Annotated in this window: 22 protein-coding genes; 7 read left to right on the forward strand and 15 right to left on the reverse strand. The window is 66.3% G+C overall.

Going from position 1 to position 21,031, the window contains the following annotated elements:
• Positions 1-10 precede the first annotated feature (10 nt).
• Genes G467_RS0104270 through G467_RS0104290 form a run of 5 tightly spaced genes read left to right on the forward strand, consistent with a single transcriptional unit; the run spans position 11 to position 4,389 of the window.
• Positions 11-898: a DMT family transporter gene (locus G467_RS0104270; protein WP_022968495.1), complete on the forward strand. Its 888-nt coding sequence runs from the start codon at positions 11-13 to the stop codon at positions 896-898.
• Entirely contained in the window at positions 895-2,004 is a 1,110-nt protein-coding gene (locus tag G467_RS0104275) for an MlaE family ABC transporter permease (RefSeq protein ID WP_022968496.1), read from the forward strand. The genes G467_RS0104270 and G467_RS0104275 overlap by 4 nt, the downstream gene beginning before the upstream one ends.
• A gap of 20 nt (positions 2,005-2,024) precedes the next feature.
• Complete coding sequence (locus G467_RS0104280) at positions 2,025-2,846, forward strand: ABC transporter ATP-binding protein (protein WP_026802346.1); 822 nt, start codon at positions 2,025-2,027, stop codon at positions 2,844-2,846.
• 2 nt (positions 2,847-2,848) lie between these two features.
• Positions 2,849-3,775 (forward strand): MlaD family protein, encoded by a 927-nt coding sequence (locus G467_RS0104285; RefSeq protein WP_022968498.1) that lies wholly within the window; start codon positions 2,849-2,851, stop codon positions 3,773-3,775.
• On the forward strand, positions 3,772-4,389 hold the full coding sequence (locus tag G467_RS0104290; RefSeq protein WP_022968499.1) for an ABC-type transport auxiliary lipoprotein family protein: 618 nt from the start codon (positions 3,772-3,774) through the stop codon (positions 4,387-4,389). The genes G467_RS0104285 and G467_RS0104290 overlap by 4 nt, the downstream gene beginning before the upstream one ends.
• 9 nt (positions 4,390-4,398) lie before the next feature.
• Here the strand turns inward: G467_RS0104290 and G467_RS0104295 are convergent, their stop codons facing one another.
• Complete coding sequence (locus tag G467_RS0104295; protein ID WP_022968500.1) at positions 4,399-4,974, reverse strand: alpha-ketoglutarate-dependent dioxygenase AlkB family protein; 576 nt, start codon at positions 4,972-4,974, stop codon at positions 4,399-4,401.
• Positions 4,967-6,328, reverse strand: a complete 1,362-nt coding sequence (locus G467_RS0104300) for an amidase (RefSeq protein WP_022968501.1) — start codon at positions 6,326-6,328, stop codon at positions 4,967-4,969. The genes G467_RS0104295 and G467_RS0104300 overlap by 8 nt, the downstream gene beginning before the upstream one ends.
• 97 nt (positions 6,329-6,425) lie before the next feature.
• On the opposite strand from G467_RS0104300, the gene G467_RS0104305 reads away from it, so the two are divergent.
• Both G467_RS0104305 and G467_RS0104310 read left to right on the forward strand, forming a co-directional pair.
• Entirely contained in the window at positions 6,426-8,027 is a 1,602-nt protein-coding gene (locus tag G467_RS0104305) for an electron transfer flavoprotein-ubiquinone oxidoreductase (RefSeq protein ID WP_022968502.1), read from the forward strand.
• A 148-nt stretch (positions 8,028-8,175) separates the two neighbouring features.
• The gene (locus G467_RS0104310; protein WP_155844820.1) at positions 8,176-8,742 is read left to right on the forward strand and encodes a hypothetical protein; all 567 of its coding nucleotides are present in this window, start codon (positions 8,176-8,178) and stop codon (positions 8,740-8,742) included.
• A gap of 27 nt (positions 8,743-8,769) precedes the next feature.
• Here G467_RS0104310 and G467_RS0104315 read toward each other — a convergent pair whose 3' ends face one another.
• The 13 genes from G467_RS0104315 to G467_RS0104375 all read right to left on the reverse strand — a co-directional run bounded on the left by G467_RS0104315 (position 8,770) and on the right by G467_RS0104375 (position 20,831).
• Positions 8,770-9,492: an HAD family hydrolase gene (locus G467_RS0104315; RefSeq protein WP_022968504.1), complete on the reverse strand. Its 723-nt coding sequence runs from the start codon at positions 9,490-9,492 to the stop codon at positions 8,770-8,772.
• 130 nt (positions 9,493-9,622) lie between these two features.
• Positions 9,623-10,036 carry a hypothetical protein gene (locus G467_RS0104320; protein ID WP_022968505.1) on the reverse strand — a complete coding sequence of 138 codons (414 nt, stop codon included), beginning with the start codon at positions 10,034-10,036 and terminating at the stop codon, positions 9,623-9,625.
• Between the two features lie 108 nt (positions 10,037-10,144).
• Positions 10,145-10,879, reverse strand: coding sequence for a TonB C-terminal domain-containing protein (locus G467_RS0104325; protein WP_022968506.1), 735 nt, complete (start codon positions 10,877-10,879; stop codon positions 10,145-10,147).
• Positions 10,880-11,055: 176 nt separating this feature from the next.
• Positions 11,056-11,478, reverse strand: coding sequence for a calcium-binding protein (locus tag G467_RS15355; protein ID WP_022968507.1), 423 nt, complete (start codon positions 11,476-11,478; stop codon positions 11,056-11,058).
• Positions 11,479-11,719: 241 nt separating this feature from the next.
• Complete coding sequence (locus G467_RS17335; RefSeq protein ID WP_022968508.1) at positions 11,720-12,184, reverse strand: hypothetical protein; 465 nt, start codon at positions 12,182-12,184, stop codon at positions 11,720-11,722.
• A gap of 10 nt (positions 12,185-12,194) precedes the next feature.
• Positions 12,195-12,695, reverse strand: coding sequence for a DUF4124 domain-containing protein (locus G467_RS0104340; protein ID WP_022968509.1), 501 nt, complete (start codon positions 12,693-12,695; stop codon positions 12,195-12,197).
• Complete coding sequence (locus G467_RS0104345) at positions 12,682-14,334, reverse strand: M28 family metallopeptidase (protein ID WP_022968510.1); 1,653 nt, start codon at positions 14,332-14,334, stop codon at positions 12,682-12,684. Before G467_RS0104345 ends, G467_RS0104340 begins: the two co-directional genes overlap by 14 nt.
• A gap of 87 nt (positions 14,335-14,421) precedes the next feature.
• Positions 14,422-15,264, reverse strand: coding sequence for a DUF3025 domain-containing protein (locus G467_RS0104350; RefSeq protein ID WP_022968511.1), 843 nt, complete (start codon positions 15,262-15,264; stop codon positions 14,422-14,424).
• The gene (locus tag G467_RS15365; RefSeq protein ID WP_022968512.1) at positions 15,252-15,959 is read right to left on the reverse strand and encodes an EcsC family protein; all 708 of its coding nucleotides are present in this window, start codon (positions 15,957-15,959) and stop codon (positions 15,252-15,254) included. Before G467_RS15365 ends, G467_RS0104350 begins: the two co-directional genes overlap by 13 nt.
• 111 nt (positions 15,960-16,070) lie before the next feature.
• Entirely contained in the window at positions 16,071-16,538 is a 468-nt protein-coding gene (locus tag G467_RS17995; protein WP_155844821.1) for a hypothetical protein, read from the reverse strand.
• A 98-nt stretch (positions 16,539-16,636) separates the two neighbouring features.
• Positions 16,637-17,329, reverse strand: coding sequence for a COG3650 family protein (locus G467_RS0104365; protein ID WP_022968514.1), 693 nt, complete (start codon positions 17,327-17,329; stop codon positions 16,637-16,639).
• A 19-nt stretch (positions 17,330-17,348) separates the two neighbouring features.
• Positions 17,349-18,071: a hypothetical protein gene (locus tag G467_RS0104370; RefSeq protein WP_022968515.1), complete on the reverse strand. Its 723-nt coding sequence runs from the start codon at positions 18,069-18,071 to the stop codon at positions 17,349-17,351.
• A gap of 111 nt (positions 18,072-18,182) precedes the next feature.
• Entirely contained in the window at positions 18,183-20,831 is a 2,649-nt protein-coding gene (locus G467_RS0104375) for a M1 family metallopeptidase (protein ID WP_022968516.1), read from the reverse strand.
• Positions 20,832-21,031: the final 200 nt, after the last annotated feature.

Genomic DNA, 21,031 nt, shown 5'->3' on the forward strand with positions numbered 1-21,031 from the left:
GGAAGCGGCAGTGACGAACGGACTCGGCGAACTGTGCTCGATCCTCAGTGCCCTGGCCTGGGCGATCGGCGTGATGCTGTATCGCCAGCTCGGCGCGACCCTGCCGCCGCTGCAGTTGAATTTCCTCAAGAACGCCCTGGTGCTGGCGATGCTATTGCCGGCGATCCCGCTGCTGCACGGCCTGAGCCTGCCCGCCTTCGACGGTTTGCAGATTCTCGCCGCCGTCGGCAGCGGCCTGCTCGGCATCGGTATCGCCGACACCCTGTACTTCCGCGCGCTCAACGAACTCGGCGCCGGGCGCATGGGCGTGATCGGCAATTTCTACAGCCCGTTCGTGATCGTGCTCAGCTTCGCCTTTCTCGACGAGCGCCTGCTGCCGGTGCAGGGGGTGGGCTTCGCCCTCGTCAGCCTGGGCGTGTGGCTGGCCGCCTGGCCGCGCCAGGGCAGCGCGCCGCGACCGGCGCACGTGCTGCGCGGTTTCTTCTTTGCCCTGCTCGCGATCGTGCTGATGGCGATCTCGATCGTGCTGGTCAAGCGCGTACTGGAGGCACAGCCGCTGCTGTGGGTCACCGGCCTGCGCATGCTCGGTGCGCTCGTGGGCATGGCGGCAATCGCCTGGCTGCGCGGAGAAACTGCGCAGTTGTCGCCGCCCAAGGTCGGCATGCCCTGGCGCAAGCTCGCGCTGGCGGCCTTCGTGGGTCAGTTCCTGGCGATGGTGCTGTGGCTGGCCGGCTACAAGTACACCCAGGCCTCGGTCGCGGCGATCCTCAACGAAACCGCGTCGGTCTTCATCCTGCTGCTGGCCTGGGCCTGGCTCAAGGAACCGCTGACCCGGCGTGCCCTGGCCGGGGTAGGGCTGACCCTGGGCGGGGTTTGCTGCATGCTTGCGGTCAGATGAGTTCCGCCCCCGCCATCACCCCGAGCCAGTCCGACCCGGACATCCTGCGCGCCACGGGCGAATGGACCCTGCCCCAGGCCGACGCGATCCTCGCGCTCATCGAGCGCGCGCCCGAGCGCGCCAAGGACATCGACGGCCGCGACATCACCCGTCTCGATTCCACCGGCGCGATGCTGCTGTCGCGTTATGCGGTGCGCGTCGGGCTCGGCCTGGCGACAGTCGAGGTCAAGCCGATCCACCAGAAGCTTGTCGATTCGGTGCGTCGCGTCTGCGAAACACCGCCGCGCAGCCGCCACCGCGACCACGGTTTCCGGGAAATGCTCGCGCGCCTGGGCTATTCGGTCGAGGACTACTACAACGAGATCAAGGCCCTGATCGGCTTCGGCGGCCTCACCCTGGAAACCGCCTTCCGCACCCTGCTGCGCCCGGCGCGCGTGCGCCTGACCGCGACCGTGCACCACATGGAAAGCGTCGGCCTCGATGCCGTGCCGCTGGTGCTGCTGCTGAGTTTCATGGTCGGTGCGGTGGTGGCGTTTCTTGGCGCGACGGTGCTGCGCGAATTCGGTGCCGAGGTGTTCGTCGTCGAATTGGTCACGATTTCCTTCCTGCGCGAGTTCGCGGTGCTGCTGACCGCGATCCTGCTTGCCGGCCGCACCGCCAGCGCGTTCACCGCGCAGATCGGCGCGATGCAGAGCGGCGAGGAAATCGATGCGATCCGCACGCTCGGCCTGGATCCGATCGAACTGCTGGTCCTGCCGCGCCTGACCGCGCTGATCGTCATGCTGCCGCTGCTGACCTTCCTGGCGATGATCGCCGGCCTGTTCGGCGGCCTCGCCGTCGGTGCCGGCAGCCTGGGCATTTCCCCGGAAATGTTCATCGCGCGCGTGCACGACACGATCGAGATCCGGCATTTCTGGGTCGGCCTGTCGAAGGCGCCGATCTTTGCGATCGTCATCGGCCTGATCGGCTGCCTGGAAGGCTTCCAGACCCAGGGCACGGCGCAGTCGGTCGGCGAGCGCACCACGTCCAGCGTCGTGCAGACGATTTCGCTGGTGATACTGCTCGACGCCCTGGCCGCGCTGTTCTTCATGGAAATGGACTGGTGAGCGCCGTGGTCGTGCATGCGATGGCGCACCAGGAGGAACTGCCGCTGGCGATCCGCGTGCGCGGACTGACCAACACCTTCGGCGACCAGGTCGTGCACGAGAGTCTCGACATGGACGTGCGCCCGGGCGAGATCGTCGGCGTCGTCGGCGGCTCCGGCACCGGCAAGTCGGTACTGATGCGCGCGATCCTCAACCTGCGACGCCCGCAGGCCGGCGTCATCGAAGTGCTGGGCGTGAATGCGCTGTCCGAGGACAAGGACGCGCGCCTGGCCGTCGAGCGCAACACCGGCGTGCTCTACCAGAACGGCGCGCTGTTCTCGTCGCTGACGGTCATGGAAAACGTGTCCGTGCCGCTGAAGGAACACTACCCCGAGCTGCCGCTCGACATCGTGCACGACCTGGCGATGCTGAAGATCCGCCTGTCCGGCCTGGCCGATACCGCCGCAGCGAAATATCCCTCGCAACTATCCGGCGGCATGCGCAAGCGCGCCGGCATCGCGCGCGCCCTCGCGCTCGACCCGGCCCTGCTCTTTCTCGACGAACCCACCGCCGGCCTGGATCCGATCGGCGCGGCCGCCTTCGACGAGTTGATCCGTACCTTGCAGCAGGCCCTGGGATTGACGGTGTTCCTGATCACCCACGACCTCGATACCCTGTACACGATCTGCGATCGCGTGGCGGTGCTGGCCGACCGCCGCGTGCTCATCAATGCACCCCTGGCCGAGGTCGAGACCTTCGACCATCCCTGGGTACAGGAATATTTCCACGGTCCGCGCGGACGCGCCGCACAGTCCGCGCAACAGTCGCCAAACGCCCACGCCGGCCCAGGCGAAAAGGAGTAAGCATGGAAACCCGTGCGCATCATGTCCTGATCGGTCTGTTCACGATCATCGTGTCGATCTGCGCCGTGCTGTTCGCGCTGTGGGCGGCGAACTACGCATCCAATCGCAGTTGGGACACCTACCAGGTCGTGTTCAAGGAAGCTGTGACGGGCCTGGGCACCGGTGGCATCGTCCAGTACAACGGCATCAATGTCGGCGAGGTGAAATATCTCTCGCTCGATCCCAACGATCCGCGCCGCGTCATCGCCGTCATCCGCCTGCGTGCGGGCACGCCGGTGAAGGTCGACACCAAAGCCAAGCTCGCCTTCATCGGCCTGACCGGTGTCGCCCAGATCCAGTTGTCCGGCGGCATGCCCGACAGTCCGCGCCTGATGCCCACGCGCGACGTGCCGATCCCGACGATCGCCACACAACCCTCGGCCCTGCAGAACGTTGCCGAAGCCGCGTCTGACATCGTCGAACGCGTCAAGCTCATTCTCAGCGACGAGAACATCGCACGCGTCAGCGGCGCGCTCGACGACCTGCACCAGCTCACCACGACGCTGTCGGGCGAGAAGGAAGACATCGCCGTGCTGATCAAGAATCTGCGCGACGCCAGCGGCCAGCTCAACGGGGTGCTCGACAAGGCCAATGGCAGTCTCGACACCATCGACACCCAGGTCGTGCAGGAATTGCCGCCGCTGATGGACAAGCTCGAGCGCACGCTGACCGAACTCGAATCAGCGAGCAAGAACGCCAATGCGATTCTCGGCGACAACCGCGAAGCGATCGCGGGCTTCAGCCAGAACGGTCTCACCCAGGTCGGCCCGGCCCTCACCGACCTGCGCAGCCTGATCCGCGACCTGCGCCGGGTCGCGAACCGGCTCGACAACAATCCCGCCGGCTACGTCACCGGGCGCACGCGTCCGGAGGAGTTCGATCCGAAATGAAAGCTCTCATCGCTCTCGCTCTCGCGGCTTTGCTCGCCGGTTGTTCGGTGCTCGGCGGCAAGGAACCGGTCAAGGTCTACGTGCCGCGCGCGATCGCCGCGGACGCGTCCACCGACTGGCCGAAGGTGGACTGGTCCCTGCTCGTGCTGCGGCCGGGTGCGGGCCAGGCCCTGGATTCCGAACGCATCGCGGTGCGCCCGGAAGCGGGTTACATCCAGGTCTACAAGGGCGCGATCTGGTCCGATGCGGCGCCGGACCTGGTGCAGAACGCCGTGCTGCGCCGGCTTGAGGATTCCGGAAAGATCCTCTCGGTCTCGCGTCCGGGCAGCGGCGTGCGCGGCGAATACCAGCTGGTCACCGAACTGCGTGCGTTCGAATCGACCTATCGCAATCCGGGTCAGCCCGAGGCGGTCATCGAAGTGCAGGCCAAGCTCATCCACACCACCGATGCCAGTGTCGTCGCCTCGCGCACCTTCCGCGACGTGCAGGCCGCGGGCAGCGAAGACGTGCCGGCGGTCGTGGAGGCCTTCTCGCAATCGCTCGACCGCGTCGCGACGCAACTCGCCGGCTGGGCGCTGAGCAACGGCCAGGCCAACGCCCGCAAGAAACCCTGATCTCCGCCTTCACCGCGACGGCAATATGCGGCGAAAGGTGAGATTGATGCGCTCGCCGACCGGTCGCGCCGTTCGCGGCAGGGCGTGGCGATAGTTTTCCTGCGTCCGTCCGCGCATCACCAGCAGACTGCCCGATGGCAGATCCAGGGCGAGTTTGCGCTGCGGCTCGCGACGATGTTTGAGCACGAACCGCCGCGTCGCCCCCAGACTCAGCGAGGCGATGACCGGCTGCTCGCCGAGTTCAGGTTCGTCGTCGCTGTGCCAGCCCATCGCATCGCGTCCGTCGCGATAACGGTTGGCGAGCACACTGTTGAACTCCACGCCGGTCGCCGCCTGCAACCGCTCGCGCACCTCAGAAAGCGCCGGCAACCAGGGCCTGGGTTCGAAGCGCGTGCGCGAATACACGTAACTCGCTTCCGGATCGCCGATCCAGCAACTCAGCCGCGGTGAATCGACGTCGCGACCGAACAGGCGGATTCGATGGGTTTCCCAGGGGATTTGTGCACGCAGGACCGAGAACAGCGCTTCGGCTTCTGCGCCGGTCAACCACTGCGCATCGAAATCGAGCGTCGCGCCATCAAGCATCGCTGGCGCAGTCGGCAACCGCCGACAGGACTTCGCCGAGCTCGAGCAATCGAAGATCGCTGCCCGGCGCACCGACCAGTTGCAGACCCTGCCCTCCGGCGAGCGGCAGACTCAACGCCGGGCAGCCGGCGAGGCTCGCCAGCGCGGTGAAGTCGGCGAGATTGGCCGGCTCGAGACTGCCCAGCAAGGGCGGCGGCGAAGGCACGGTCGGCAGCAGCAGGACATCGAACTGTTCGAACAGACGCCGCACCTGCACGACATAACCGTCGAGGCGGCGGTCGGCGCGCGCGAATTCCACCGCCGACTTGTTCTCGGCAAATGCCAGCAGCAAGCGCAGGCGCTCCGACGCACCCAGCAAACGCTCGCCATGCGCGGCCTGGATTTCCGCTTCCATGAGCAGCAGCGCCGCGCGTCGTGTCGCCGCGACCTCCATCGGCGCGATGTCGAGCGCCACCGGCATCGCACTGCCGAATACCGGCGCAACGCAGGCCATCGCCGCGCTGAATTTCTCCACGACCGCCGGCGCCACGCCGAGGGCGGCCAGATCGGCGACGACACCGGCACGCAATTCACCCGGCGCCCAGTCGGGCGGCGCCAGCGGGACGCGGCGCTTGCGCGAGCGCGGATCGCCCGCGTCGTAACCGGCGAGCACGGGCAGCAGCAGGGCCGCATCCTGCACGCAGCGCGTGATCAGGCCCGGGCAGTCCAGACGCCGCAGCCCCGCGCCCATGCCGCGGCAACTGAGTTCGCCGAAGGTCGGCTTGTGTCCGACCAGGCCCATGAACGCGGCGGGGATGCGCACGGCACCGAGCGTGTCCGAACCCAGTGCCGCGATCGCATGGCCGGCCGCGACCGCCGCCGCCGAGCCGGCGGAGGCCCCGCCCGCCGCGCGACCTTCATGCACGGGATTGCCGACATCGCCGAAATGCGGATTGCGCCCGACCGTGCCGAACGCGGCCTCGTCGAGATTGGTCTTGCCCAGGATCACCGCGTTGGCACCGCGCAGCCGCCGCACGACATGGGCATCGTCGGCGGCCGGCGGCACCGAGCCAGGCAGGCCCAGACTCGTGGGCAGGCCCGCGACGTCGAAAACATCGGTGATCGCCAGCGGCACGCCATCCAGGCGACCCAGGGGCTTGCCCTCGGCGCGACGCTGGTCGGAGGCGCGTGCGGCGGCGAGCGCGCCGGCATCGTCGACCCAGGTCCAGGCGTGCAGCGCATGGTCGCGCGCGATCGCGCTCAGGCAGGCCCCGGTGAGCGCCTCGCTGGTCACTTCGTTGCGCGCCAAGGCGTGCAGGACGCGGTACAGGGGCGCCCGGCGCAGGCGGTCGGCGATCGCTTCGCTGTCGGTCATGACCACGCCATCGGGGAAAACCCGAGTTTCCTCGATTGCCCCGCCCCCGGCAAACCCGGACAATTCGATGCCATAGCGTACGGAAGGAGCCAGCGGGATGAGCGAGCGCGATGTCATGGAATACGACGTGGTCACCGTCGGCGCCGGTCCGGCCGGTCTGGCGTTCGCGATCCGGCTCAAGCAGCTCAAGCCCGAGATGAGCGTGTGTGTCATCGAGAAAGCCTCGACGATCGGCGCGCATATCCTGTCCGGCGCGGTCATCGAACCGCAGCCGCTGGACGAACTGCTGCCCGGTTGGCGCGATGCCCCGCCGCCGGTCTGCGTGCCGGCCGGCCAGGACGAGTTCTGGATCCTGTCCAAGACCGGCGGCTTCAAGCTGCCGATCGTGCCGCCGCAGATGAACAACCACGGCAATTTCATCGTCTCGCTCGGCGCGATGTGCGCCTGGCTCGCGCCGCAGGCCGAAGCGCTGGGTGTGGAGATCTATCCGGGCTTCGCCGCGTCCGAGGTGCTCTACAACGACCACGGCGACGTCGCCGGCGTGCGCATCGGCGACATGGGCGTGGCCAAGGACGGCTCGCACAAGCCCGCGTACACGCAGGGCATCGACATCATGGCCAAGCTCACCGTGCTGGGCGAAGGCGCGCGCGGTCATCTGACCAAGCAGCTGGTGGACAAGTACAAGCTCGACCAGCACAGCGACCCGCAGAGCTATTCGATCGGCATCAAGGAACTGTGGCAGGTCAAGCCGGGCGTCTGCGAGCCGGGCAAGATCGTGCACACGATGGGCTGGCCGGCGGACCCGAAAACCTACGGCGGTTCCTTCCTGTATCACCTGGACAAGGACCGCATCGCGCTCGGCTATGTTTCCGGTCTCGATTACAAAGACCCGAACTACCAGCCCTACGAAGCCTTCCAGCAATGGAAGAACCATCCGAGCGTGAAAGCCCTGCTCGAAGGCGGCACGATTCTTTCCGCGGGCGCGCGCGCGATCGTCACCGGCGGCTACCAATCACTACCGAAGCTCGAAATGCCCGGCGCCTTGCTGATCGGCGACGCCGCCGGCCTGCTCAACGTGCCGAAGATCAAGGGCACGCACCAGGCGATGCGCTCGGGCATGATGGCCGCCGAGCACGTCGCGCAATTCGGCACGTCCGAAGGTTGGGATGCGCAGCTGCGCGGCTCGGCAGTGATGCGCGAACTCAAGAAGGTCCGCAACTTCAAGCCCGGCTTCAAGAAGGGTCGCGTGTTCGGCCTGCTCAATTCGGGCTGGGAAACGGTGACGATGGGCTTGTCGCCGTGGACGATGGCGGTGACGCCGGATTATTCCTCGCTCGAGAAGCTCGACGTCGCCGAAAAGCCCAAACGCGACTATGTCGAACGCACGCTCGCGCCACGCGACCGTCTCGCCGGCGTGTACTACGCCGCCACCGAGCATGACGAGGACCAGCCGATCCATCTGCACGTGTCCGACACGGACATCTGCATCACGACCTGCGCGACCGAGTACGGCAACCCGTGCACGCGCTTCTGCCCCGCCGGCGTCTACGAGATCGTCAAGGACGAAGCCGGCCCGCGCCTGCAGATCAACGCCGCCAACTGCGTGCACTGCAAGACCTGCGACATCAAGGACCCCTACCAGATCATCACCTGGGTCACGCCGGAAGGCGGCGCGGGGCCGAATTATCAAAACCTCTAGCCGGATGGCGACCTGCCTTGCGAATTGCTTGGGCAGCGGCGCGCTTGTGCTCTTTCTGGCGGCGTGCACGACCACATCGGCGACGCCAGCCCTTACGACGCCCGTCCCGATCGATGTATCGGAACCGACTTCCATTGAAGTTTCGGACGTGATTGTCGATCTCGACTGGGCCCGCTCCGCGCGGGTTCCACTCGATGGCAGTTCGCGCGAGCTATCTCGCAAGTTTTCGCGGTATTTCCTGAAGAAGTCGGTCGACGCCAGTCGTCGCGCCGGCATCGCACCCATGTCGGTTCTGTGCCGCGTGAAGAACCAAGATGTCTACCGCGTGAGCCGGCTGCGTGGTACGGACTACCAGGATGAACACGTTACGCTCTACGTAAGCGCTGGTCAGGCCCGCGTGGAGCGCATCGAAGTTTTGTGGCCCGATGATGATGATCGGCTGCAAATCGCATCGAGAACCAAGACCCTCGACCGCAACGCCTTGACGGCTGCCTTGCACGAGCTCGACGTCATAGGTATTTCGCAATTCCCTGCCGAAGTGCAGAGCGACATCATCAGCTTCCACACCAGCGTCTGGCTCATAGAGACCTGCATCGCACGGCAACAACGGTTGACGTACGACTCGAACGCGCTGGGCCTAGCCGATCCCGACAACATCGGCAAAGGAAACCGCTTTACCGATGCAGTGAAACTGCTGAGATCACTGGCCGACTGACGGCGCAGCAAGGGCGCTGGTCTGCTCCTAGGCTGCCGTGAGCGCCCGGGCAGCAAGCGTCGCCAGCGCCGCCGGAATCTCACTCGCGGAAGCAATCTGCAACAGCCGCGGATTGTCGATCTTGAAGCTGGTTTCGGCTTCGTGCGCCCAGGTCACGTGATAGGGCATGTACACGCCCCAACCGCCGAGGTCGACGACCGGCTCGATGTCCGAGCGCAGGGAATTGCCGACCATGCCGAACTGCACCGGCTGCAGGGCGAATTCGCCAAGCACGCGCCGGTAGGTCGGCTCGTTCTTCTCCGACACGATTTCGATGCGCTGGAAAATGTCGGCGAGACCCGAACGGGCGACCTTGCCTTCCTGATGGAACAGGTCGCCCTTGGTGATCAGCACGAGCCGGAACTCGCGCGCGACCGCCTCGACCGCCTCGCGGATGCCCGGCAACAATTCGACCGGGTGCGCGAGGACTTCCTTGCCCAGTTCCAGGAACCGGTGCAGGTCGCGCGTGGAAATGCGTTCGTCGGTCAGCGCGATCGCGGTTTCCAGCATCGACAGCGTCATGCTTTTCACGCCGTAGCCGAACACCTGGATATTGCGACGTTCGGTGTCGAGCAGGCGCTCGTGCACGCGTGCATCCGCCAGGTCGACGTACTGGCCGAGGATGCGCTCGAATTCGGCGTGCACGGCCTGGTAATAGCCCTCGCTGTGCCACAGCGTGTCGTCGCCGTCGAAGCCGATGAGTTCGATCATGGTGCCTTCCGATCAATCGCAGGCGCCTAGCCTAACCGCCGACGGAAAAATTCGCGACCGGCCGCCGGAAAAGAACAGGCCGGGCATGTGCCCGGCCTGCGAGTAACGCACGTCGGATCAGAACCGATGATCAGTGACGATCATGACCCCGGCCACGGCCGTTGCGATGGTCGTCGCGACCGTCGCCGTCGCGATCATGACCGCGGCGGCGGCCCCGATCATCGTCGCGGTAGCCGTATTCGCCCGGACGATGCATGCGGGCATCGTGGTAGTACGGCTGCGGGCGATAGTTCACCTGCACCGGTCGGCCGTAGTAGCGCGGCGGCGGCGCGTAACGATAGTAGTGACGGCGGCCCCATTGATCGTTGCTGTAGTAGACCGGCGTGCGATCGTAGCGGTAGTAGGGCTGACCGGAGACGAACACCACGTCGCCCAGGCTTACGACGACGCGAACGCGGGGGATTTCGGCCTGTGCCGCGGGCACCAGGGCCGCGCCGGCGAGCAGGGTGGACAGAGCAAGTACGAGCAAGCGGGAAGCGCGCATGTTGGACTCCTTGTTTTCAACGCAGCACAAGACTCGCGCTTGCGCGATGAATCGGTTTTGAACCCGAACACGCCGCCGCCGTTCCGTGCAGGCGCCAGTCAGCTTGATCTAGGGCGTGTCAGAACGCGGCAGAGGCCGCAGGCTCGGAAGCTCGACGCCTTCCACCAGCGAGGTGGTCTTCAGACCCTCGTCCGGATGCGCGGGGTCTTCGGGATAGCGGCATTCGCCACTTGGCTTGGCGCAGAAGCGGAACGGAATGCGGATCGCGCTGGCGACCGGCTTGCCGTCGACATAGTCGAGGTCGAAGCGCGTGTCGGCCAGCACCGTCTCGATCGCATGCTTGAAGCGTTGTTCGGCGCGCGAGGAAGTCTGCGACAAGTAGACACGCTCATAGCCAGGCGCTTTTGCATCGGTGCTGCCGTCTTCGCGCACCTGCAGGCGCACGACGACGAGGGCATCGTTCTGCTGACGCAATTCCTCGGACGGATATTTCGGCTCGGCGATCAAGGCCGCCTTCAGGCCGTTGCTGGCCTGGGTGAGGCGCAGTCGGAATCCGCCTTCGGGTTGGCGCTCGAATACCACGGTAAGCGACAGCGTCGTCGCGCTCGGCACCGGTTTGCCGGCGACTTTCGCCGGATCGAAATGCAGGGGCTTGGCCGCGGCCAGCACCGCACGCTGCACCGCCTCGGGAATATCGCTCAGGGGGCTGGCACGCACGATCGCACCGGCGGCATCGATCTCGACACGGAACAACAGCGTGCTTTCGCGATCCTGCGCGCGCGTCGCCGATACCGCGAACGCGGTGACCAGCAGACAGCAGCAACCCAGCAGGCGCTTGCCCATCGTTCGCTCCCGTGGCCGGATCAGCAAAGCTCGAACGGCACGAGCCATCTTAACGCGGTGTGTGCTGGCGGCAACCGGGCCGGGAAACGCAAAAAAAGGGCGGCCCGAAGGCCGCCCCGGCGAGGAGACGGGCCGCCTCAGTCGGCCCGCCTTCCCGGTCCTGCGATCACCTGGAATCAGCCGTGCGAGCCGGCCTTTTTGGCGGCGACATGCGCTTTGTATTCGGCCACGGTCACGAAGCCGTCCTTGTCGGCATCGATCGTCGGAAACTGCTTGAGCAGGTTCGGATCGGCCTGCGCTTCGGTCGCGCTGATCTTGCCGTCGGCGTCGATATCGATCGACGACCAAGCCTTGGCCTTCGGAGCGGCCGGCGTCGCCGGCGTGGTGGTCGTGGTCGTGGTGGTGGTCGACGCCTGCGCCGAACCGTTCACCGCCCCGGCGACGTCGGCACTGCCGGCCACGGATGCGGTAGCCGATTGCGGTGCTTGCGCGGCGGCGTCGACGGCGGCCCCGGCCTGGGCAAGTTGGGCAAAACTCAGCGGCGAGATCAGTGCAGCGCCCAAAGCGATCAGGGCAAGATTGCGGTTGCGTGCATTCATGGGATGACTCTCCTCGGATTTTTTGGGAGCCCCGCTTCGTTGCGGGACAAATCGAGGATTGGAAATTTTTCCTGTATCGACACTGACCCGAAAAACGCGAATGAATGTTTAACGCGACTGTGATTGCCGCTTAGCACTTTCGTTCGTTTTGCATCGTTTTTGCGCGTGAACCACCATTCACAGCCTCATGCGCGTTCAGTTCCAGCGCGAAATCGCCGTGCGATTTCGTCTGTGGCTCGCCTCATTGTTTCGGTGCCGCGGGCAACGCCTCGCCCTCGGCCAGCTGCAGCGTGATCAGCACCGGTTCGCCCGGATTGTTGCTGCGCAATCGCAACTCGTGCGCATCCAGCGCGAGGATGTCGGTGGGATAGCTCACGCCCTCTTCGATCATCGTCAGCGCGCCATCGACATAGGTCCAGCGGCCGAACGCGGGCGTCGCGCCGGGCGCGGTCATCGCCAAGGTGCCGTCGGCGAGAAAGGTGTAGGTGGATCCGACCTGGACGGCGGACGACTCGGTCACGCGCCAGACCTTGTCGACGAAGCCCTGCGGCCGGGGCGCCTGCGCCTCGGCGACGGGCGGCGCGGGCGGCGGTGTCGGCACGGTCGCCGGCGTAGTGGCAGGCACGACGTCCGGTGCGGTCGGTGGTGCTGCCCGTCCGCAGGCGCAGAGCGCCACCAGCAGCATCGCCAGCAAAATGTTTTTCATGTCCGCGTCCTCAGTGTTGTCCCGACACATCCGTGCATTGCTTGACGACCCAGTCGTTGAGGCGGCGCAGCTGATCGTCGCGCATTTCCAACCAGGGCTTGTCGCGAATCGACTGTTCCAGTTCGTGCGCCGTGCGGCAGGGACCTTTCGGCGGACCCTCGGGAACTACCGGTGCAACGACCACGGGTGGCGGTGGCGGGGCAGGCGGCGGCGTCTCCCGCGTGGTGCCGGCCATGATCGACAGGCTGCGTGCATCCGCGGATTCCTTCGCACGACGCGCTTCGGCCTGCTGCAGCTGTTCGGGCGTGGGTTGCGGATCGGGCACGGACTCGCGTTTCCACACCTGCACCGAACCCTTGGGGCATCGATCCGACTGGATGCTGGTTACGCCGTTCGCGTCCGTGCATTTGTACAGCGCGCCCGGGGCGGCTTCGCTGCGCGGCGGCAGCAGGCTCGCGAACGCGATCAGCGTGATCGCTCCGCCGACGGCGGCACGACTAGCGGCGTTCATTGGCACTCGCATCGCGCGCGGCGCGGAATTCCGAATCGGCGGCCCAGTTCGGCCAGCGCGAGGACTGCGCCAGATCGCGTCCGAACTCGCCAAGCATGCGCAGATCGCGCGCCATGCCGGTGAAGGACCAATCGGCCCGCCACTCGTCGGCCGGCTGATGATAGGCATCGGTGTTGTAGGCCTTGTCCGCGGCCTCGCCGGCTTCGACGCCGCCGTCGATCCAGTCGTTGCCCGAGCCATAGGAAATCGCCGGCACGCCGCGCTTGGCGAAGCTGAAGTGATCGGAGCGGAAGAAATAGCCCGCTTCCGGGTGTCCGTCCGGCGTGTAGGTCAGACCCTCGGTCTTCGCTTTCGCGACCAGATCGTCGATGAGCTGCAGCTTCGCGGTACCCGAGATGCTGAAGTTGCGCGCCGGCCCGTGCGGATCGAGGGCATCGACATTGATCACGCCGACCGTCGTGGCCAGCGGATAGACCGGATTGGCCGAGTAGTACTCCGACCCCAGCAAGCCCTTCTCCTCCGCCGTCACCGCCAGGAACACCACCGAACGCGCGCTGCGCGGCTGCTGCGCGAACCAGCGCCCCAATTCGATCAGGCTGGCGATGCCGGTGGCGTTGTCGATCGCGCCGTTGTAGATGCGATCGCCCTTGGCATCGGGTTCGCCGACGCCCAGATGGTCCCAATGCCCGCTGTAGATGACGGTTTCGTTGGGGCGGCGGCGGCCGTCGAGCCGGCCGAGCACGTTCTGCGAGGTGATCACCTGGGTGTCGACGGCGTAGTTCGCCGAGAAGGACACGTCTTTCAGCGTCACTGGCTGGAAATCGCGCGTCTGTGCCTGCTTCTTCAGCGCCTCGAAATCCAGGCCGGCGCGCTGGAACAGGTCCACCGCGAAATCGCGCTGCACCCAGGCCTCGAGCGCCGGATGTTTCGCGGTCGGATCCTGGCGCACGATGTCGAACATCGTGTTGGTGTTGGAATTTTTCACCGTCGCCCAACCGTAGGACGCGGGCGCGGTCTCGTGCACGATCAGCAGGCCGATCGCGCCCTGGCGCGCGGCTTCTTCAAACTTGTAGGTCCAGCGACCGTAGTAGGTCATGCCCTTGCCGCTGAAATCGCCGACGCCGGTTTCGAAATCGGGATCGTTGATCAGGGCAACCGCGATCTTGCCGCGCAGGTCGACGCCCTTGAAGTCGTCCCATTGCCGCTCGGGCGCCTTGACGCCATAACCGACGAACACCAGGGGCGCGTTCTCGATCGCCACCGAGGTGCTGCCGTTCATCGCGGCGCGAATGGCGATTTGCTCGCCCTGGGTCAGCGCCTGCGTCTTGCCGGCGACCGTCACGCCGAGCGTCATCGGACCGCTGAACTGGAAGCGGCCCAGCGGCACCGCCTGCGTCCAGCCGCGCTTGCCATCGACCAGATCGCCGCCCGGCTGCAGGCCGGCGGCCTGGAATTGCGCGATGAGATAGTCGATGGTTTTTTTCTCGCCGGCCGTAGCCGGGCCGCGGCCTTCGTAAGCATCCGACGATAGCTCTTTCACTTCCGCCGACAGACGCTGCGGGTCGATCGACGGCGACTCGGCCGCGATCGCAGTCGCGGACAGAGACAAGGAGATCAGGACGAGAGACAGTGGTTTCACGAGGGCGACCCGTCGGAGGGAGAGCCCGATGCTAGTTCGGGGTTCCGGGCGCGTCCATAGGCCGGGCGCGCCCCGCTCAGGCGATGCTCACACCGTCGTGTGCCAGGACAGGGGCTCGGGATAACGACGCCCGGCGCGCAGTGGCCGGAAACAGGGCTGCGTGCGGTAGAAAGCTTCATCCTGGATTTCGCGATGCCAGCCGGGAATGCCGGACAGCGGCAAGGGCCGCAATTCCTGCGGGTCGAGCAGGCAGGCGGACGCGAGAATCGCCTCGGCGATCCGCGCATCGATCGCAGCGCGCACGTCGCCGGCGGCGCCGTCATCGTCGAACAGCACCAGGGTCTTGGCGACGAGCAGCATCTGCGGATGCAGCGCGTGTTCGGGCAAGGCATGCCCGATCACCGCGAGCACCAGGCGGCCGTCGTGCCAGGCCGCGCGCTCGCGCAGGAATAGGCCCTCCCAGTCGTGCGCATCCCAGAGCGGCAACAAGCGACGATCGCGCAACAACAGCACCGCCCCGCCCTCGTCGAACTGCGTCAATGCATCTTGTGCGCGCGTGCGCTGTTGCGTTCCGACCCGGGCGATATCGGCGACCTGGCGGACGTTGAGCGCGGATTTGATCGCCGGATAATTGCGCCAGGCGAGCGCGTTGAACAAGTCGTGCCAGTTTTCCGCGCGCGTGGGAATCTCGCCGTGCTCGTGGATGCGCTGTTCGTAGGGCAACGGCGCGTCGTCCAGCGTCTGCTCGACCAGGCGCAGCGCACGACCGGTGACGCGGTGCGTCAGTGGCTGCACCTGAGCGTCGAGCGCGGCGATCGTCGGCCACGCGTCCTGCGCAAGCAGTTCCCGTGCCGCGCGGTGTTCGTCGAAAACGGGCTGGGAAAACGTATCGGCGCGGAGCGTGCCGCGTTCGGGAGCTAGGAAGCGCATTCCCCGATTGTAGCGACCGGTGACGGCGACGGCAGCAAGGGAACCGGCGCGGGCAAACACTCCACGTCGCTCTCGAACAGCTCGACGGCGCTGCGCGCGACTTGCAGGGTGTCGTAGTACGCGTATGCCGCCACGCCGGCCGCGCCGATCACAGGCAACCAGCGACTGATGCCGGCACCCAGGGCGCGTTGACTCACGCGCACGCCGATCTTGCGTGCGGCCAGCTGCAGCATTCGCACACTGGCCTGTTGCACCAGGAACCGCCCGCCCACCTGCACGACCAGATCGCGGACCGCCTGCGCCGCGGTATGGCGGAACAGGCAATACAGCATGCGCTCGCGATCGAGCGTGGCCTGCTTGCCGTAGACGCCGGCGATGTCGGCGACCATTTGCGCCTGCAGTGCCCAGACGGCGGCCAGCTCCGGCAGCACCGTCAGCCAGCCCAACGCGCCCGGCGGCAGCGCGAGCGCACCGGACGTCGTCGCAGCCCGGCGTGCGGCGGCGTGGGCGATCTGTCGCGCCTGCATGGCGGCCGCGCCGCTGAGCGCACGGTCGGTTGCGGGAATGCGGCCCAGCAGATCGAGCAGGGCATCACCGATGCGATGGCCGGGTGCGAGATCCTGTGCGGCGTCGCGGGCGGGCGAAAGACGAGACGGAGATCGGATGATGGCGGTCCGCAGTAGTGGAGACAGCACACAGCCTAGGACAGACGAGCGCAACGGGCGTTAAATGTGCAGCCGCGAGAACCGGTTCGTCGGTTGCGCGACAGCGGGCGCGCCATCATTACGACGCGCCCGCGCTGTCGGCTACTTTTTCGGGTTCTGTTGATCGCTCATTTCTTTCTTCGCCGCTTCCGCAGCGGCGGCCGCCGCATCGGCTGCCTGCGCGGCTTCTTCCTTCACTTCCGCCGATGCCTGATGCGCAGCGGCGGCGAGGTTCTCGCCGGCTTCAGCAGAGGCGGCGGCGGCGGCATCAGCGCTGGCGCTGGCTGCGTCGGAAATCGCCGCACCGGCGTTGTCCATCGCTGCATCGGCGCGCGCGGCCGTGGCATCCGCGGCGGGCGCCACCTCCGCCGCATCCGAACGCGCCGCTTCGGCCTGGGCCTCGTCGGTCCGGGCGGTGTCGCAAGCCGTCAGCGCCAAGCTCAGGCCTGCGGCAAGGAAAATCGTCGAAATTCGCTTCATGGTCGTTGCTCCGGGAAGGTCTCGCTCTCCCGCGCAGGCCAGGGTGCCGGCGCGGCGCGGACGCCCAACGATCAGCAGGAACCATGCCACGCGCACCACCGCGCTGTGTCGAAGGATGGTGGCGGCAACAGCGCCTCGTCTCAGGCAAATCGCCCTGTCGACTCAGGCAGACTGCATGATGACCGCGACTACTCGCCCGAGTACGCGCAGCCTTTCCACGACTTGCCATTGATCGTCGCCTGCGCGGTCCAGGCATACAGATGATCGGACATGCCGTCGTTGCAAGGCGTATGCGTGAGCGTCACGGCGATCGTCGTGTTGTCCGAGGAGACCTCGGCCTGCCGGGTATCGCCTTGCTCGGCAAATCCGGAGAACGCGACGGTGATCGCGGACGCATCGGGCTGCTCGAACGTCATCGCGCCGCCAGAAGCGGTCAGCGACCAGAACGGCTCGGTGCCATGGGCCTTGAACACGAACGGCGTGGGCGCCTCGTTGCAACCCGGCCCGTCGACATAGGCCAGCTCGATGCGCGAGAGGCTGCGCCCGGTGTCGGTATGCGCCGTGCCCCAGGCATCGACGAAGAATTCGCGCGGACCTTGCTTGAGGAAGGCTTCCACGAACGATTCCGCCGCCGGCGACAGGGCCGTGATGCGCTGGGTCTGCTCGCCGCACAAGGTGATGCCGTAGCCGTCCTTGCCCACGACCAGCTGCCCACGCAGGCGTTCTTCGGCCGGCGCCGCCGGTTCGCTGGTGACGTCGGGTGCAGTGACCGTCGTGGGCGTCGGCGTCGATGCCGGAACCGCCGGCGTCGCCTGCGGCTGGCAGGCCGCAAGCGTCAAGGTGGCGAACAACAGCGGCACGACGCGATGCGGGCGATTCATGGCATTCCTCGCAGTTTCGTCAGGGTTTGTTGGCGACGGCCAGCGTGCGCGTCACCAGCGTGCCCAAGGTCTGGCGCACGCGCTCGAGATCGGCCGGAGCGTGATACTGCTGGTAGGTGTACACGAAAATGACTTTGTTGCGCACATGCAGGACGGCGCCAGCCGCCGCGAGTTTGACCTCGACCGTCTGCCCGGCCGTGCTGAAACTGACCGGCAGCACCATCATGAAGCGGATCGATTCGGCGTCGGTGCCGTACACCATTGGCCGACCCATCTGGCCGAACACGATATCGACGTCTTGCTGCGACACGGCACGCACGCGCTGGTTCATGCCGGCGGCGTCGTCGCGCATGAGCGCATTCATGTCCAACGAACCCATCTGCGCAGCGAGACCCGGCTTGGCCTGCGCCCATTCGCCGGCGCTGATCTGCTTGCCTTCGAGTTCGCGGAACACCTGCACGGCGTAGAACACGTCTTCGGCCAGCGCACCGGAGGTCACGCGTCGCGCATCGGCCTGCGTGTAGAACGATTCGATCAGTCGGTTCTGCGTGCCGACGGCGGCGGCTGTTACCGCGAACACTTCCGGCGTTTTCACGCTGGCGCGCACATAGCCGTTGCTGAGCGGGAAATTGACCGTCGTGCCGCCGACCGACAGCGGCACGGTCGTGTAGTCGGACTTGGTGGTGTTCTTGGCCAGCGCGAACGCCGGCAGCAGGGCAAGCAGCAGCAGAAAACGTTTCATGGCGGATTCCCCGGCAGGCGGTTCGGGCATGCTTCCCCTTTCCGCCGCCGCTGACAAGCCCCGTACGCCGCCGGAAACCCCGATGGCGCGCTCACGCGGCTTGTGCAGGCATCAGCTCCGATGTTTCGCCAGCCAAGCATCGACCGCCGGCAGGCGTTCGCGACGGATCTTGATCCGGTACGTGATGCCGGCCACTGCCGTCTCGGCATCGCGGCGCGAGCCTTCGGCCAGATTCGCGGCCGCATACGCGCGAATCTTCGCGATCATCGCCGGATCGGCCGATCCACCGGCCAGGCCAGGGTAGTAGCGGCTGCGCGACGTGGAGTCGACGCGTTCGTTCACCGCCGCCATGTTCTCCAGCGCGAAATCGAACGCCAGGTCCGGGTGCAAACCGGCGACGTCGCCGATCATGCCGGCGCTGTTGGTCGCACCGGGCTCGTCGGTCAAGGCCAGGGCCAAGGCACGCTTGGCAAGCGTTTCGTCCTCGCTGAAGGCCAGCAACGAATACATCTGGTCCTTGATCAGTGGCGTTTTCTCGGCGACGGCCGCCGCGTGCAACGCGTCCCAGGTCCGCGCGTCGGCATGACGGGCCACCACGGCGAGAATGGTTTTTCGCAACGCGGCGGGGACGGCAGCCGGGTCGCTATCCTGCGCGGCGTAGCGACGACGGGCTTCGGCGATGACTTCGGCGTCGCCGAGCGCGCTCAAGGTGCCGATGAGATTGCTGCGCAGGATCGCGACGGTATCGAGTTCGCCAGGTTGCGCGATCCAACCCACACGCGTGAACACCGGCGAAAGACGCGTGATCGCAAACTTGCGGAACGCCGCCTGCCGCGCCGGCTCGCCATCGTAATAGCCGTTGATGCTGTTGAAGACCCGGGAAATCTTGCCCCAGATCTGTGGATCGGCATCGACGGGCGTGGCACTGGCGAGATCAAGGAAATCCGACGTTGGCTGCAGGCCCGCCACACCCAACGACCAGCTGTCGGACATGACACCCAACTGGTCGATCGGCGCCAGCGTCGCGAAACCGTTGCGGATGCCGGCAAACTGCGCCGGCGAATACAAAGTTCGGTAGTAACCGCTCTGCCCGGCATTGACGACGACCGGACCACACCCGGGCACGCGCACCGAGCCTTTGCCGTCGCTGATGAGCGCGCGCACCGGCGCATTCGCGCCGAGACGGTCGACGATGACCGGCACCTGCCAGCGCAGCGGCGTCTTGTCGGGACGGTCGGTGGTGAATTCGCCCTGGCTCAGCTGCACGGTGGTCATGCCGTTCGCGCAGGTCGCGCTTTCGACCCGGATCATCGGCACGCCCGGCTGCAGGGTGAAATCGTGCGCGATCGCAGTGATCGGCTTGCCAGCCGCGGCTTCGACTTCCCGCCACAGATCATCGGACAGGGTGCTGCCATAGGCGTGAGCCTTCATGTAGCGGCGCACGCCGTCGCGCCACGCGTCTTCGCCCACGTAGCTCTCGAGCATGCGGATGACCGCTTCGCCCTTGCCGTAGGTGATGCCGTCGAACGCCTGACTGGCCTGCTCGACAGTTTCAACGTGCTGCACCACCGGGTGCGTGGTCGCGAGTGCATCGCGGCCCATCGCCGACTCGCGCACGCCAACGGCCCCAAGCGCCGTGTTCCATTCCGGATGCAGCTTCTCGGTGGTGCGACCTTCCATCCACGAGGCGAAACCTTCGTTGAGCCACAGGTCGTCCCACCAGGCCATCGTCACCAGATCACCGAACCACTGGTGGGCGATTTCGTGGGCGGCGGTCGTGAAGATGTTCTGCTTGTCGTTCTCGGTGGAAATCGAAGGATCAAGCAGCATCGCGTATTCAAAGGTGTAGATCGCGCCCCAATTCTCCATCGCGCTGAAGAACTGGCTGCTGCCGGGCGAGGCGATGTTGTCGAGTTTGGGCAGCGGATAGGGCGTGGCGAAATAGTCGTTGTATTCCTGCAGGACGGCCTGCGACGAACTCAGGGCGAATGCCGCCTGCCCGCCCAGGCCCCTCTGCGTGACAACACCGACCTCGGTATCGCCTGCCTGCGCCGTCGCGCGCTCGAAATCGCCCAGGCCGAAGAACAGCAGGTAGGTCGACATGCGCGGCGACACGGCAAAACGCACCTTCGACAGGCCGCTGCCGACATCCGTGGCCTGTGCGATCGGCATGTTGCTTACGGCCATCTGCGTCTTGGGCACGGTGACTTCCAGCGCGAACGTGGCCTTGTAGGCCGGCTCGTCCCAGGACGGAATGAAACGACGCGCGTCGGAGTTCTCGAACTGCGTGTACAGGGCCCGCTGGTTGCCGGACGCGGTGTCGTAGTCGATCGCGAACAGACCATTGGCCTGCGTGCCGATCTTGCCCGTGTAGTCCATCGCAAGCCGGTAACTTCCCGGTGCCAGCGGCTGATCGAACGAGAACGTCGCCGTCTGCGCCTGGGCATCGACTCGCACGCTTGCGGTCAGGACGACGCCCACCGACGAGGTGAGCGAGACTTTCGAAAAGCGCATGTCCAGGGCATTGAGGGTGATGCTGCGCGTGCTCTCCAGTACGTCGACGGTGATGACCACCTTGCCGTCGAAATCCAGGGTAGCGGCACGCGGAATGATCGCGATGTCGTAGTGGGTGGGGCGCACCGTGCGTGGCAGTTGAGTCGTGTACAAACGCGCCGCGCTGGCTGCCGACGCAGCGTGGGCGGGCAGCGCGCCGGCGCCGGCAAGCGCGAGGGCAACGGCAGAGACCAGAAGACGATGCATGGAGTTACCTCATGAAATGCCGGAGGGGCGCGGGACGTAAACGCGCCGCAAGAGCGGCGATCGCCGGGCGGAGTGCCGCGAATGGCGCGCGCTCCGTCCTCGGTCCAGCCGTGCAGCGAGCCTGAGGGGCCGCCCCCGATCGTCGACAGGGCCAGAAGTCATGACTCGCGCCTTGCCAGCACGAGGTATCCCAAGGATCA

The organism is Arenimonas oryziterrae DSM 21050 = YC6267 (assembly GCF_000420545.1).
Classification (GTDB): Bacteria; Pseudomonadota; Gammaproteobacteria; order Xanthomonadales; family Xanthomonadaceae; genus Arenimonas; species Arenimonas oryziterrae.